This window comes from Tistrella mobilis KA081020-065 (assembly GCF_000264455.2).
Classification (GTDB): domain Bacteria; phylum Pseudomonadota; class Alphaproteobacteria; order Tistrellales; family Tistrellaceae; genus Tistrella; species Tistrella mobilis.
Map to the genome: position 1 here is coordinate 3864795 of NC_017956.1, position 14473 is coordinate 3879267.

Genomic DNA, 14473 nt, shown 5'->3' on the forward strand with positions numbered 1-14473 from the left:
CCGGATCGCGGAAAACCGCGGTCTTCGGGTTGCAAGCGCCGACGGGCCGGACCAGAATGGTCCGGCCCGGTCGCCTTCAGGACCGGTCCCCGCGCCAGACGGACCGTCATGCAGATCTATCTCCCCATCGCCGAGCTGTCGATCGATGCGATCGCGATCCTGCTGATGGGGCTGGGTGTGGGCTTTCTCTCGGGTCTGGTCGGTGTCGGTGGCGGCTTTCTGATGACGCCGCTGCTGATGTTCGTGGGTGTGCCGCCACCGGTGGCGGTGGCGACCGGGGCCAATCAGGTGGTTGCGGCCTCGGTGTCGGGCCTGCTGGCCCATTGGCGTCGCGGCACGGTCGATGTCCGGATGGGCGGCGTGCTGCTGATCGGCGGTCTGGCAGGATCCGGCGTCGGGATCCTGATCTTCCGCTGGCTACAGGCGATCGGCCAGATCGACCTGGTGATCGGCGTCTCCTATGTGCTGTTCCTGGGCGTGATCGGCGTGCTGATGGGCATCGAGTCCGTCCGCAGCCTGCTGGTCCGCAATCAGCCGGCGAAGAAGCGCCATCAGCACAACTGGATGCACGGGCTGCCCTTCAAGCTGCGCTTCCGGAAGTCCAAACTCTACATCTCGGCGCTGCTGCCGCTGGCGCTGGGGGCGGGGGTCGGCGTGCTGACCGCCATTCTGGGCGTCGGCGGCGGCTTCATCATGATCCCGGCGATGATCTATATCCTGGGCATGCCGACGCTGGTCGTGGTCGGCACCTCGCTGTTCCAGATTCTGTTCGTGTCGATGAACGTCACGATCATGCACGCGGTCACGACCGAGGCGGTGGATCTGGTGCTGGCGGCCATCCTGGTGATCGGCAGCGTGATCGGCGCCCAGGTGGGCTCCAGGCTGACCACGAAGCTGCGCGGCGAGCATCTGCGCGGCCTGCTTGCGGCCGTGGTGGTGCTGACTGCAATCAAGATCGGTGCCGATCTGGTGATCCGGCCCGACGAGCTGTTCTCGGCCGTGGTCGTGGGGCCGGGCTGATGGCCGACATGCTGCGCATCGCCAGGCTGCCGGCCCTGTTCGTCTTTCTGCTGACCCTGGCGGCCGCGCTGGTGACGGCGGTGTCGGGTACCCTGCGCGCCCGGGCGCAGCCGCTGGTGGCCGACCTTTCCAGCCATCTGATCTCCATCACCTCCAGCTTCACCGGCACCGAACTGCTGCTGTTCGGCGCGACCGAAGGCCCGGGCGAGGTGATCGTGGTGATCCGCGGCCCGGCCGAGACGGTCGACATCCGCCGCAAGGACCGTATCCTCGGCATGTGGATCAATGCCCGCACGATCCGCTTCAATCAGGTGCCGGCCTTCTATTGGGTGGGGGCAAGCGCGCCGCTTGAGACCTTCACCAACGACCAGATGCTGGCCCGGCATCGCATCGGCCTCACCCGGCTGGACTTCCCCGGCGGCGAGGATGCGGCCCCTGAGGAACGCGCCGTCTTCCGCGACGCCCTGATCCGGAACCGCCAGCAGGCCGGCCTGTTCGTGCCCGCGGTGCAGCCGATCTCGCGACTGGGGGACCGTTTGTTCCGGGTGACGGTCGCCTTTCCGTCCAATGTCACCACCGGCGGATACCGGGCCGAGATTTTTCTGGTGAACGAGGGCCGGGTGGTGGCCGCGCAGACCACGCCCCTGTTCGTGCGCAAGGACGGGCTGGGCGACAACATCGCCCGTCTGGCCCATGAACAGCCGCTCGGCTACGGCATCGCCGCGGTGCTGATTGCGCTGACCGCCGGCTGGACCGCAGGCTTCGTGTTCCGCCGCTTCTGAGGAGGTTGTCATCCGATGGCCGACGAGACTTCGACCCCCGAACCCGCGGCCGTGCCCAAGCCCCGGCCCGCCGTCAAATTCCTGGTCTGCGTCGATGGCAGCGCCCATAGCCGGGTGGCGGTGCGCTATGCCTGCCGGCGTGCCCGCGCCCGTGGTGGCCGGGTGACCCTGCTGACCGTGATCGAGCCGGCCGAGAACCAGCACTGGATGTCGGTCGGCAATCTGATGGCCGAGGAACTGCGCGAGCAGGCCGAGCAGGTGCTGCAGGAGATTGCGGCCGAGGTGAACGCTTTCGCCGGATTGATGCCCGAACTGCTGGTCCGCGTCGGCCCGATCGGCGACGAGATCCTGCGCCAGATGCGCGAGGACAAGGATATCGGCATGATCGTGCTGGCCGCCCGCCCGCCATCGGAAGGGCCGGGCAAGCTGGTGCGCTGGCTGGCAAGCCAGCTGGCGGGGGAGCTGCTGGTGCCGATGACGATCGTCCCCGGCAACCTGTCCGAGGACGATCTGCTGCGCCTTACCTGACGGCGGCGGCCTCTGCCGGCACATCCACGCCACAATCCTCGCAATCCTCGGGCAGGGTATAGACCTCTTCCTCGGTGGCGAGCCCGCGCAGATGGAAGGTGCCGAGCGGTTCGAGCCTGCGGCCCATATGCTCGACGATCCGGGCGATGGTCGACGAGATCGCGACCGTGCGGCCCAGATCCCGGGCCAGAACCTCCAGCCGGCTTGCTTCGTTGACGGCCTGGCCGATGACGGTGAAGTCCAGCCGTTCGGGGGCACCGATATTGCCGTAGAGCACTTCGCCCGCATGCAGGCCCAGGCCAAAGGCCAGCGGTTCCTGACCCAGCGCCCGACGGCGGGCGTTCAGCTCCGCCATGCCGCGGACGGCATCGCGGGCGGCATCCAGCGCCGCGCAGCCGGCGAAGGGGCAGGCCCCTTCGCGCACCGGGGTCGGGAAGACGGCGAGCACGCCGTCGCCGATCAGCTTCATCACCTGGCCGCCATGGGCGGTGATCGCGCGGTTCATCACCTCGAAATGGTCATTCAGCGTGGCGATCAGCACCTCGGGCGCCACCCGTTCCGACATGGCGGTGAAGCCGCGCAGGTCCGAGAACCAGATCGCGGCATTCATCCGTTCCACATCGCCGCGCTTGATGGTGCCGGCCAGCACCCGTTCGCCGGCATCATCGCCCAGATAAGTCTTGAGCAGGGTGCGAACCTGGCCACGCTGGCTGATCACCTCCACCGCCAGCGTCACCATCGGAAGCAGGGACGACACCCGGCGCAGATCGCCCTCGCTGAAGCCGCCCGGATTGCGGGTGGCGAGCGACAGGGCGTTGGGCGTGCCGTCATGGAAAGCGAGCGGCATCATTGCGTAGTCGGTGAAGCCCTCTTCGTGCAGATCGGCCAGGATCGGAAAATCGCCGATCTGGGCATTGGGGCCGGTCAGCCGCCGGCGCACGCCGACGCCGTGTTCGGCGACGAGCATGAAGGGGCTGCGCAGATATGCCTCGGTCAACTCCACCCCGTGGGCGCGACGGATCTCCTCGACCGGCTGGTCGGGTCGCCATTCGATCGACACGCCGCGGAATTGCGGGTCCAGAAGGCGCAGATGCAGGGTAGCCCGATCGATCGGCACACCTGCTGCCAGCAACCGCTCGGACAGGCCGGCGATCAGCTCTCCCACCGGCAGGCCGGGACCTTCCTGGGCAAGCCACTCACCGATCGGATCCGGGCCCAGCACCGACGGGACCGCGGCGGCACGGCGCACGGGTGTACGCGGCACTAAGACGTCGTCCAGGCGTTCGGCTTCCATCATCGGATCGTCCTGCAGGCGGTGGGGCGGGGCGTGTCGGCACAACGCGCCCACGTTCATATCGTGGCTCGATGTGCCCGCGTCGAGTGGTAAAGCTCACGCCTGCCCGATAATTGCGGAGGTGTGACTTTCACGGGCGCTCCAGAAGCCTGGGGCCTGCCCCCTCACGGCCCAGCGCATCGCCGGGATTGCGCAGCGGGCAGTCCGCCAGCGACAGGCAGCCGCAGCCGATGCAGCCGTCCAGCTCGTCGCGCAGCCTGGTCAGACGGATGATGCGTGCCTCCAGCATGGCGCGCCAGCGCGACGACATGTCCTGCCATTCAGCGGCGCTCAGCTTTGCATCGGGCGGAAAGGGGGCGAGCGCCGCACCGATGTCTTCAAGCGGGATGCCCGCCCGCTGGGCCACTTTGATGATCGCGATCCGGCGCAGCACCGCCGCCGGGAAGCGGCGCTGGTTGCCCGCGCTGCGCATGCTGCGGATCAGGCCGCGGCTTTCGTAAAAATGCAGGGTCGAGACCGCGACCCCGGCGCGTTTTGCGACCTCCCCCACGGTCAGGATCCGATGGGCATCGATGCGGTCTTCCGGCTTTGTCGGCATCCTCCGGTTCCCCATTGACCTGAACTTTACTTGAGGTTCTATAGTCCGGCCGATCCGGTCCGGCAAGCCTGCCGGCCTTCATTCAGCAACGGGATCGGTTCCGTGACAGGGTTTATCGAACGGGCGCTCGACAGCGCCTGGCTCTGGCTGACCGCCAGGGTCTGCCTCGCCGTGGTCTTCGTCGCCTCGGGCCTTGCCAAACTGGTGGATTTCGAGGGCGGGCTCGCCGAGATGCGGGCGGCCGGGCTGGAACCGGCCATCCTGTTCAATCTGCTGACCGCGGCCACCCTGCTCGGCGGATCGGCGGCGATTCTGGCTGACAGGCTGGTCTGGCTGGGGGCCGGCGTGCTGGCCGTGTTCCTGGTGGCGACCATCCTGGTGGTCCACACCTTCTGGTCCAAGACCGGTGCCGAGGCGCAGCTCGCCCTGTTCTTCGCGCTTGAACATGTCTCGGTGGCGGGCGGGCTGATCGCGGCGGCGATCGCCAGCGATCAACGCCGCCGATTGCGCTGGAGGGGGTGAGCCCATGTCCCGCAGTCTGCTTGCAGGGCTTGCAGGGCTTGCAGGGCTTGCAGTGGTGGCTGCCGCCGGCCTCGCCGGGGCCTGGTTTCTTCTGGCGGAGCCCCGGCCGGCCCCGGCGGCGCCCGCCTGGCCGGCGACGAAGGTGGCATTGGCCACGGCCGAACGGGTGACGGTGCCGCGGCGCTTTCAGGGCGTGGGCGAGGTGGAGGCCATCCGACAGGTGCTGGTGGCGGCCGAAACCAGCGGCCGGATCACCGGCATCGACGTCACCTCGGGCGAAGCGGTCAAGGCCGGTACACTGCTGGTGCAGCTGAACGATGCGGTGGAACGTGCCGAGCTGCAGCAGCAACTGGCCCAGCTGCGCAATGCCGAGGCCCGTCTTGCCCGCCTGAAGAGGCTGGTCGAGCGTAATGCCGCCTCTCGCGAGCAGCTGGACGATGCCCAGGCGGAGCGTGACGTGACGGCGGCGGCCGTCGCACGGACCCGGGCGCTGATCGATCAGAAGGCGATCCGGGCGCCGTTCGACGGGGTTGCCGGCATCCGCCGGGTGCATCCAGGGCAGTATCTGGAAACCGGCGCGCCGGTGGTGAGCCTGGTCGATACCAGCCTGCTTCGGATCAATTTCGCACTCGACGAGCAGGCCATGCCGGAGTTGAGCCTGGGGCAGCGGGTAGAGGTTTCGGCCGACGCCTGGCCCGATCAGGTGTTCGTGGCGGAGATCACCGCCATCGACCCGTTGATCGGTGACGCCCGGATGGTCCGGATCCAGGCGACGCTGCCCGAGCCTGACGGGCGGCTCAAAGCCGGGATGTTCGCCGGCGTGCGGGTGGTCAGACCCTCCGGCCCCCCGGCGCTGGTGGTGCCCGAGACCGCCATCACCTATACCGCCTATGGCGACAGCCTGTTCGTGACGCGCGCCGATCCGGCACGCGGGCTGGTCGCGACCCGGGTGGCGGTCGAGGTGGGCGCGCGTTGGGACGGGCGTGCCGAGATCGTCTCCGGGCTCGCCGATGGCGACCGGGTGGTGACCTCGGGCCAGGTGCGGCTGGTGGACGGTATGGCGGTGGAGCCGGTTGCGCATGACACGCTCGAGGTGCGGCCATGAGCTTCACCGACATCTTCGTCCGCCGCCCGGTGCTGGCGCTGGTGGTCAGCATGTTGATCCTGCTGGGCGGCGCGGTCTCGCTCGGTCAGTTGCCGATCCGGCAGTATCCGGCGCTGGAGAGCGCCACGATCACCGTCACCACCGACTATCCCGGAGCCTCGGCCGAGCTGATGCAGGGCTTCGTCACCCAGCCGATCACTCAGGCGGTCTCGTCGGTGGAGGGCATCGACTATCTCTCCTCGTCCTCCGTGCAAGGGCGGAGCACGGTGACGATCCGCATGGAGCTGAACCGCGACTCGACCCGGGCGATGACCGAGGTGATGGCCAAGGTCTCGTCGGTCCGCTACCGCCTGCCCGAAGCGGCCTATGATCCGGTGATCGAACGCTCGGCGGGCGATTCGACCGCCGTTGCCTATGTCGGCTTTGCCAGCGACACCCTGCCGATGCCGGCCCTGACCGACTATCTGTCACGGGTGGTGGAGCCGATGTTTTCGGGCATCGATGGTGTCGCCAAGGTCCAGGTCTTCGGTGGGCAGAAGCTGGCCATGCGGCTCTGGCTCGATCCGGACTGGCTGGCGGCCCGTGGGCTGACGGGGGGCGATGTGGCGGCCGCCCTCAGGTCCAACAATGTCCAGGCTGCCCCCGGCCGGCTGGACGGGCTCTATGTGCTCTCGGACCTCTCGGTCAATACCGACGTCACCGACGTCGCCGGCTTCCGCGAGATGGTGATCCGCGACGATGCCCGCGGGCTGGTCCGGTTGGGCGATGTGGCCACGATCGAGCTGGGCGCCGCCTCCACCCAGACCAGTGCGGTGATGGATGGTGAGGCCGCGGTCTTCCTCGGTCTGTTTCCGACGCCGGCCGGCAACCCGCTGGTGATCGTCGACGGCATCCGCGATCTTCTGCCCGCGATCGGCAAGACCCTGCCACCCGATGTCCGCGTCGATCTCGCCTATGAAAGTGCGGGCTTCATCCAGGCCTCGATCGACGAGGTGCTGCACACCCTGGTCGAGGCGCTGGTGATCGTGGTGGTGGTGATCTTCCTCTGCCTCGGCTCGCTGCGCAGCGTGCTGATCCCGGTTGTGACCATCCCGCTGTCGATGCTGGGGGCGGCGGGCCTGATGCTCGCTTTCGGATTCAGTCTGAACCTGCTCACCCTGCTCGCCATGGTGCTGGCGATCGGGCTTGTGGTCGATGATGCGATCGTGGTGGTCGAGAACGTCCATCGCCATGTCGAGGAAGGGCGCACGCCCTTCGAGGCAGCGCTGATCGGCGCCCGCGAGGTGGCGGGGCCGGTGGTCGCCATGACGCTGACGCTGGCTGCGGTCTACGCGCCGATCGGCTTGATGGGCGGGCTGACCGGGGCGTTGTTCCGGGAATTCGCCCTGACGCTGGCCGGATCTGTGGTGGTCTCGGGCGTGGTGGCGCTGACCCTCTCGCCGGTGATGAGTTCGCTGCTGCTGACGGCGAAGCTTCATGAAAGCCGGATGGCGCGGGTGACGGAGCGGGTTTTCGGCGGGCTGACCCGCAGCTACGGGCATCTGCTCGGCCTGTCGTTGCGCCATCGCTGGGCAACCGGGCTGGTGGCGCTGGGCGTCTGCATCAGCCTGCCGCTGCTCTACCAGATGCCGGCGCGGGAGCTGGCGCCGGTCGAGGATCAGGCCTCGGTCCTGGCGGCGATCAAGTCGCCCCAGCATGCCAATCTCGCTTATGCCGAGCGGTTTGCGGCCCGGTTGGACGAGGTGTTCGCGGCGATGCCCGAGACGGTCGGCACCTGGATCATCAACGGCACCGACGGGCCGTCTGCAAGCTTCGGCGGCGCCAATCTCTCCCGCTGGGAGGCCCGCAGCCGCACGGCGTCGGACGTCCAGGCGGGGTTGCAGCAGGCGGTGGCCGAGGTGGAGGGCAGCGCGATCTTCGTGTTCCAGCCGGCGCCGCTGCCCGGCTCCACCGGCGGTCTGCCGGTGCAGATGGTGCTGCGCACGCCCGAGCCTCATGACGTGCTCTACCGAACCATGGAAGAGATCAAGCAACGGGCGCGGGAGAGCGGGCTGTTCGTGGTGGTCGACGGCGATCTGGACTATGACCGGCCGGTGGTGCAGGTGGCGGTCGACCGGAACAAGGCGGCGAGCCTGGGCATCGCCATGGCCGATATCGGCGAGACGCTGGCGGTCCTGGTGGGCGAGAACTACGTCAACCGCTTCGCCATGGCCGGCCGGTCCTATGACGTGATCCCGCAGAGCGAGAGAGCCGGGCGTCTGACGCCGGACGCCCTCGGCCGCCAGTTCCTGCGCAGCCGCGACGGCACGCTGGTACCGCTTCGGGCGGTCGCGGAGATCTCGATGCGGGTGGAGCCCAACCGGCTCAGCCAGTTCGACCAGCAGAATGCCGCGACCATCCAGACCATTCCGGCGCCGGGCGTCTCCATGGGGCAGGCGGTCGCGTTTCTCGACGCCGAGGCCCGGGCCTTGCCGGCCGGATTCAGCCATGACTGGCAGTCGGATTCGCGCCAATACGTTCAGGAAGGGGCGAGCCTCGTCATCGCCTTCCTGGCGGCGCTGGTGGTGATCTATCTGGTGCTGGCCGCGCAGTATGAGAGCCTGGTCGATCCGCTGATCATCCTGATCACCGTGCCGCTGTCGATCTGCGGGGCATTGGTGCCGCTGGCGATGGGGGCGGCCACGCTCAACATCTATACCCAGATCGGGCTGGTCACCCTGATCGGGTTGATCGCCAAACACGGCATCCTGATGGTCGAGTTTGCCAACGAATTGCAGCTGCATGAAGGGCTGGCCCGGCGCGAGGCGATCCGGCGGGCGGCGGAGATCCGGCTCCGGCCGGTGTTGATGACCACGGCGGCCATGGTCTTCGGCCTGGTGCCGCTGCTCTTTGCCGCAGGGGCCGGGGCTGCAAGCCGCTTCGGCCTTGGGGTGGTGATCGTCTCGGGCATGATGGTCGGCACGCTGTTCACCCTGTTCGTGCTGCCGACCGTCTATACCGTGCTCGCCCGCGATCACCGCCCGGGGCATGCAGGAGTGCCACAGGAGGGGATCGTGCAGAACGGGGCTGCGTCGAAGACGTCTTGATCCCGCCGGATCGAGGTGCCAAATCAGGGCACGACAGACGGCATGGGTTCCGTCACCCGAAAGCCGCAGAGAGGATCAGGTCCGATGTTCATCCAGACCGAGCGGACGCCCAATCCGCTGACGCTGAAGTTCCTGCCCGGCCGGGATGTGGCCGAGGGCGGCGCCCAGTTCGCGCGCGGCGACGACACCGCCCGCTCGCCGCTGGCCGGCACCCTGCTTGCCATCGACGGCGTCGAAGGCATCTATCTGGGGGCCGATTTCGTCTCGGTCACCAAGTCCGAACAGGCCGACTGGATGCTGCTGAAGCCGCTGATCCTGTCGGACATCATGGAGCACTTCACCTCGGGCCGGCCTGTGCTGACCGGTGAAGGCGATGCGGCAGCCGCTCCGGCCGTCGACGAGGACGAGGTGACGGCGACCATCCGCGAGCTGATCGATACCCGGGTCCGCCCGGCCGTGGCCCAGGATGGCGGCGACATCGTGTTCGAGGGTTTCGATCACGGCATCGTCTATCTGCAGATGCATGGTGCCTGCTCGGGCTGCCCCAGCTCGACCATGACGCTCAAGAACGGCATCGAGACCATGCTCAAGCACTATGTGCCCGAGGTGGTCGAGGTCCGTCAGGTCTGAGCCGACCTTCCGCGTGATGACACGCCGCTACCGTCTCGCCTGCCTGGCCGTCGCCGTTGCGGCCGGGCTGGTCGCGTTCGGGTCCGCTCTGGGCGTGCTGCCGCGGCCGGCCGGCGGTTTCGGCCTGTCGCCGGCGACGCTCGCGGCCCTGGATCTCCGCCGTGCCGAGGCGGCGGCGCCCGGTGCGCTGCCGGCCGAGCTGGCCGGTGCGCTCGATACCGACACCCGCAAGGCCCTGTTTCGCGACACGCTCGACCCCGCCATCCGGGCGGTGAATGCCCGGGTGCGGCTGGAACGGGCGCTGGTGACGCTGGCGGCCGATGCCCGGGCGGAAGGACGCCGGCCGCCGCGCGGGCTCAAGGCGCGGGTCGCAGCCATCGCCGCCCGCTACGGCGTTCCCGCCGACGATCCGGTGCGTCTGCTGGTGCGGGTGGACACCGTGCCGCCGGCCCTGATCACTGCCCAGGCGGCCCTGGAAAGCGGCTGGGGCCGCTCCCGCCTGGCGCACGACGCCCATGCGCTGTTCGGCGAGCGGGCCTGGCGGCTGGCCGACGGGGTGATGCCGCTGGCGCGCAAGCGCGGGGCGGCCCATGTCGCGCGCGCCTTCCCCGACATCACCGCCTCGGTCGCGGCCTATGTCCACAATCTGAACACCCACCGCGCCTATGCCGCCTTCCGGCGCCACCGTGCCGAGGCGCGGCTGGACGGCACCTTGCCCGATCCGCTGCAGCTGGCGGGCGGCCTCAGCGCCTATTCGGAGCTGGGGCCGCGCTATGTCGCCAAGCTCAGGGCGATGATTCGCGGCGTCTCCCGCGACGACGAGGTGGCTCAGTCCGAGGCGCCGCCGCCATCGGGATCGGGCAGCGATGCCACGATCAGCGACCAGGCCTCGTCATAGGCGGCGGTAACGACTTCGGCCACGCGGGCCTGGCCGACCTGACGGACCTCTTCGATCGCGATCTCGATCCGGGTCGCCGCCTGATGCAGGCGCTGGCTGACCCGCTGATCCAGCGGCATGCCGACCAGACCTTCCAGCCAGTTCACCACATCCTCGATCAGCGCCCGGTCGTCATCGGCGTCGCGGGTGGGCAGGTCCATCGCATCCAGCGCCTCGTCGGCGGTGATGGCGATCCGGCCCCAGGCGCCGCCGATCCGGCCCAGCGCCGCCACCACCTCTTCGCCCAGATGCGGGCCGGCATGAAGGGCGAGCCGTTCGGTCAGCGCCACGCCCTCGCGGGCGGCACGGGCCAGATCCTGCAGGGCGATCTCGGCCTCGGTGGCAAGGCCTTCCTCTTCGGGATGCATCTGCTCCTCCTGATCTTCAGGCGGCGCCGGGTGCGGAGCGCGTGGGGGGGGTGACGGAGGCCGGTTGTCCGGCCGGTTCCGGGTGCCCGGCAGCTCGGCCGCTGGCCGGTCGGGGGTCATGACCCGGATCGCCCGGCGTTTCAGGCCGAAGCTCGCCGGGGTTTTGGTCAGGATTTCGCCGTCGACATTGATCCGCTTCGGCTTGGACGGGGTTTCGACCCGGACCTCACGGCCCGACATACGGTGAACACCCATCCAGGCATCGGCGGTTCCAAGACGCAGCGCCGGCAGCAGCAAGGCCATGCGCCAGTGGGAGACGGGCTCGATCACATAGACGTCCAGCCGGCCGTCGTCGATCGCGGCATCGGGGGCAACGGTCAGCCCGCCGCCGTGATAGCGGCCGTTGGCAACCGCGACCATGATCGCCCGCATCTCCACCCGCCGGTTGTCGACCGTCAGAACGGTGTGGAAGCGACGGTGCCGGGTCACCACCCTGAACAGTGCGAACAGATAGGCGAGCGGGCCGAAACGACGCTTTTCCTCGCCATCCAGCGCCTCGGCGACGTCGACCGACAGGCCGATGCTGGCGACGTTGAAAAAGCCGCGGCCATCGACGGTGCCGATATCGATCTGCCGCACGCGCCCCTTCAGCGCCACGTCCACCGCCTGGGCGGGATCGGCCGGAATGGCGAGCGTGCGGGCGAGATCATTTGCGGTGCCGAGCGGCAGGATGGCAAGCGTCAACCCGGTCTCGGCCATGGCGTCGGCCACTGCCGAGAGGGTGCCGTCGCCACCGCCGACCATGACGAGGGCCGGCGGCTCCGCCGAGGCGCCTGCCGTGCGGATGGCCTCGGGAAAGGCGTCGGGCCCGTCCAGATCCGGGATGTCGGGGCGGAAGCCGGCGCGGATCAGGCGGCGCTCCAGCTCGTCGCGATCGAATCCCTTGGCCAGCCGGTCGCGCTTGCGCGGCGGGATCAGGACCAGGGCGCGGCGGCCGGGTGCCGCAGACGGTCGGTCAGGCGCGGCCATAGGCGGGCACCAGGGCGCCGCTGACCGGGGCGGCCTCCGACGAGGTCAGGAACAGGATGATCTTCGCCAGTGCCTCGGGCGTGACCCAGGCAGCATGGTCGGCATCGGGCATGGCCGCGCGGTTGGCCGGGGTGTCGATGATCGAGGGCAGCACGGCATTGACGCGGATATGGCTCGCCAGCAGTTCCTGCGACAGGCTCTGGACCAGCGACATCACCGCCGCCTTCGAGGCGGCATAGGCCGCCATCTGTGCAGCCCCTGCGACCGCGGGCCTGGCGCCGATGGCGGTGATCGATCCGCCGCCGGCCGCCTTCAGATGCGGTACGCCGGCCCGGAGCGTGTGATAGAGACTGCGGGCATTCATCGACATCATCGTGTCGAAGCGGCTGCCGTCCACCTCGGCAAGCGGCCCCATGTCGAAGCCGCCGGCGATGGCGACGATGCCGTCGAGGCCGCCCAGGGCCGCCGCCGCGGCGTCCACGGCGGTCGCCGTCTGGTCTTCGCTGCCCAGATCGGCCTGGACCAGCACCGCCCGGCCGCCGAATGCCTTTTCGGCGGCGGCGCATTCCTCTGCCACCAGATAGGTCGCGGCGACCTCGGCCCCCCGGTCCAGCGCGGCCAGCACCACCGCGCGGCCCAGTGCGCCGGTTCCCCCGGTGACCAGCAGCTTGCGTCCCTCGATCGACATCTCGGCGGATCTCCCCTCGTGATCGCGTCAGGTTCCGGCAGTCAGCCGGCCGGCATCAGCCGCGTGCCTGCGGCCGTGTCGCTCAACACCGGCAGGCGTCGGGCGTCGAAGAGCTGATAATGCCACCATTCATTGCGGTAGAAATCCCATCCCGCGGTGGTCATGATCCCCATCAGCAACAGCCGGTTGCGTTCCGCCTCGGGCGTGATGCCGGCGGCACCGTGATGCGACAGCGGGGTGAAGTCGTCGAACCCCGTGCCCATGTCGAGCGCCTGTCCCGCCCCGTCGATCAGGGTCAGGTCGACCGCAGCCCCGCGGGAATGGGGCGAGCCCCGACGCGGATCGGCGACGAAATTCGGATCCGGCGTGTGTTCCCACAGCTTCCACTGGGCCTCGGACGGCCGGAAGGCGTCGTAGATGCGGAAGCGCAGCCCCTGGCGTGCGGCGATGGCGATCGCCCGGCGCATCGCCGCTGCGGCCTCGGGATGCAGGAAGCAGGCGGCGCGGGCATAGATCGGCCGGCCGGTGAAGTTGCGGGTGGTGGCGTAGGCGATGTCGATATCGACCCCGTCCCGCGCGCTCAGGATTTCTTCTAACATCAGCTGTCCCGTCCGTGCTATGCGGCGGGGGAACCCTAGCACAAGGCACGGCTCCGGGGGCACGGACATACATATGACCTTCGGCGGACGGACGGCAGTTCTGGCACTCGACACCTGCGCCGGGGCGACCTCGGCGGCGATCGGCCGCCACGGGGAGGTCGTGGCCCGGGTCTTTCTGCCGGATGCCCGGGCGGCAGCGGAACGGCTGGCGCCCCTGGTCAAGGGGCTGATGGCCGAGGCGGGTGTCGCACCGGCGGAGCTTGCCGCCGTGGCGGTCACCCGCGGCCCCGGCACCTTCACCGGCGTGCGTATCGGGCTGGGATTTGCCCGCGGTCTGGCGCTGGCGGCCGGCTGCCCGGTTCTTGGCATGACCACGCTGGAGCTGCTGGCCGCCGGTGCCGCTAAAGATGTCGCCGCTGCGGATGCCCGCGGGCGCGGGGCGCTGGCAGTGATCGATGCACGGCGCGGCGAGGTCTATGTTCAGCGCATCGCTGCCGATGGCAGCCCCGGCGAGCCGGCGGCCGTGACGCCCGAGACGGCGGTGGCCGATCTGGTCGCCCGGCCGGCGCTGGCGGTGGGGGCAGGGGCGCGGCTGCTGCGCCCGCTGCTGGATGCCCACGGGCTGGCCGATCTGGTCCGTGACGATCTGCCGCACGGGCATGGGCAACCGGATGCCGCCGATCTGATCGGCCTGGCAGAGCGCCATCTGGCGGCGGGGCAGGCCGGCGGCACACCGCCCGTGCCGCTCTATCTGCGGGCACCCGATGCCCTGCCGCCGGCTCCGAGCGGGATCGAGACGCCGTGACCGGCACCCATGATCTGGCGCCGGCAACGGCGGATACGGCGCCGGCCATGGCCGCACTCTATGCGCGGGCCTTCGATGCCCCGTGGGAGACGCAGTGGAGTGCCGGCGCCATCCGCGATCTGCTGGCCCTGCCGACGGTGGCCGCGATGATCCTGGGCTCTGAGCCTGCACTTTCCGGCATGGTGATGGCGCAGGCCGCCGCCGGTGAGGCCGAGATCCTGACCATCGCCGTCGATCCGGCCTGCCGGGGGCGCGGATTGGGGCGGCGCCTGCTCGACGGGGCGGCGATCTGGGCAGCGGCCCGCGGGGCAGACCGGCTGCTGCTGGAAGTGGCGGTCGACAACATGCCTGCCCGGGCCCTTTATCTGTCGGCAGGCTTCCGGATCGCAGGTCGTCGGCGCGGTTACTATGCCCGGGGCAAGGCCCCGGCTGTGGATGCCGAAGTCATGGAACTGCCTTTGGTTCCCGCCTGAAATCCGTCC

At 69.4% G+C, this 14473-nt stretch carries 15 protein-coding genes; 10 read left to right on the plus strand and 5 right to left on the minus strand.

Annotated elements, in window-relative coordinates:
- The first annotated feature begins 108 nt into the window (after positions 1-108).
- Genes TMO_RS17685 through TMO_RS17695 form a run of 3 tightly spaced genes read left to right on the plus strand, consistent with a single transcriptional unit; the run spans position 109 to position 2330 of the window.
- Entirely contained in the window at positions 109-1020 is a 912-nt protein-coding gene (locus tag TMO_RS17685) for a sulfite exporter TauE/SafE family protein (RefSeq protein WP_014747028.1), read from the plus strand.
- On the plus strand, positions 1020-1802 hold the full coding sequence (locus TMO_RS17690; protein WP_014747029.1) for a TIGR02186 family protein: 783 nt from the start codon (positions 1020-1022) through the stop codon (positions 1800-1802). Before TMO_RS17685 ends, TMO_RS17690 begins: the two co-directional genes overlap by 1 nt.
- 15 nt (positions 1803-1817) lie before the next feature.
- Positions 1818-2330, plus strand: coding sequence for a universal stress protein (locus tag TMO_RS17695; RefSeq protein ID WP_014747030.1), 513 nt, complete (start codon positions 1818-1820; stop codon positions 2328-2330).
- Here the strand turns inward: TMO_RS17695 and TMO_RS17700 are convergent.
- Positions 2323-3627 carry an adenylate/guanylate cyclase domain-containing protein gene (locus TMO_RS17700; protein ID WP_014747031.1) on the minus strand — a complete coding sequence of 435 codons (1305 nt, stop codon included), beginning with the start codon at positions 3625-3627 and terminating at the stop codon, positions 2323-2325. The genes TMO_RS17695 and TMO_RS17700 overlap by 8 nt on opposite strands.
- A gap of 127 nt (positions 3628-3754) precedes the next feature.
- Positions 3755-4222 (minus strand): redox-sensitive transcriptional activator SoxR, encoded by a 468-nt coding sequence (soxR, locus tag TMO_RS17705; protein ID WP_014747032.1) that lies wholly within the window; start codon positions 4220-4222, stop codon positions 3755-3757.
- A gap of 102 nt (positions 4223-4324) precedes the next feature.
- On the opposite strand from soxR, the gene TMO_RS17710 reads away from it, so the two are divergent.
- The 5 genes from TMO_RS17710 (at position 4325) to TMO_RS29680 (ending at position 10463) form a co-directional block, all read left to right on the plus strand.
- Positions 4325-4744, plus strand: coding sequence for a DoxX family protein (locus TMO_RS17710; protein ID WP_014747033.1), 420 nt, complete (start codon positions 4325-4327; stop codon positions 4742-4744).
- 4 nt (positions 4745-4748) lie between these two features.
- Positions 4749-5849: an efflux RND transporter periplasmic adaptor subunit gene (locus TMO_RS17715; protein WP_014747034.1), complete on the plus strand. Its 1101-nt coding sequence runs from the start codon at positions 4749-4751 to the stop codon at positions 5847-5849.
- On the plus strand, positions 5846-8935 hold the full coding sequence (locus TMO_RS17720) for a MexW/MexI family multidrug efflux RND transporter permease subunit (protein WP_014747035.1): 3090 nt from the start codon (positions 5846-5848) through the stop codon (positions 8933-8935). The genes TMO_RS17715 and TMO_RS17720 overlap by 4 nt, the downstream gene beginning before the upstream one ends.
- Before the next feature lie 84 nt (positions 8936-9019).
- A complete protein-coding gene (locus TMO_RS17725; protein WP_014747036.1) occupies positions 9020-9565 on the plus strand; it encodes a NifU family protein in 546 nt (181 codons plus the stop codon).
- A 16-nt stretch (positions 9566-9581) separates the two neighbouring features.
- Positions 9582-10463: a glucosaminidase domain-containing protein gene (locus tag TMO_RS29680; RefSeq protein ID WP_051045414.1), complete on the plus strand. Its 882-nt coding sequence runs from the start codon at positions 9582-9584 to the stop codon at positions 10461-10463.
- Here TMO_RS29680 and TMO_RS29685 read toward each other — a convergent pair.
- From TMO_RS29685 to ddpX, 3 genes are read right to left on the minus strand one after another with little or no spacing between them, the layout of a single operon-like run.
- A complete protein-coding gene (locus TMO_RS29685; protein WP_014747037.1) occupies positions 10394-11899 on the minus strand; it encodes a lipid kinase in 1506 nt (501 codons plus the stop codon). The genes TMO_RS29680 and TMO_RS29685 overlap by 70 nt on opposite strands.
- Positions 11886-12587, minus strand: a complete 702-nt coding sequence (locus TMO_RS17740) for an SDR family NAD(P)-dependent oxidoreductase (protein ID WP_014747038.1) — start codon at positions 12585-12587, stop codon at positions 11886-11888. The genes TMO_RS29685 and TMO_RS17740 overlap by 14 nt, the downstream gene beginning before the upstream one ends.
- Positions 12588-12628: 41 nt before the next feature.
- Positions 12629-13186, minus strand: a complete 558-nt coding sequence (ddpX, locus tag TMO_RS17745; protein ID WP_014747039.1) for a D-alanyl-D-alanine dipeptidase — start codon at positions 13184-13186, stop codon at positions 12629-12631.
- Between the two features lie 73 nt (positions 13187-13259).
- On the opposite strand from ddpX, the gene tsaB reads away from it, so the two are divergent.
- Positions 13260-13991: a tRNA (adenosine(37)-N6)-threonylcarbamoyltransferase complex dimerization subunit type 1 TsaB gene (gene tsaB / locus TMO_RS17750; RefSeq protein WP_014747040.1), complete on the plus strand. Its 732-nt coding sequence runs from the start codon at positions 13260-13262 to the stop codon at positions 13989-13991.
- Positions 13988-14464 (plus strand): GNAT family N-acetyltransferase, encoded by a 477-nt coding sequence (locus TMO_RS17755; RefSeq protein ID WP_014747041.1) that lies wholly within the window; start codon positions 13988-13990, stop codon positions 14462-14464. The genes tsaB and TMO_RS17755 overlap by 4 nt, the downstream gene beginning before the upstream one ends.
- Positions 14465-14473 lie beyond the last annotated feature (9 nt).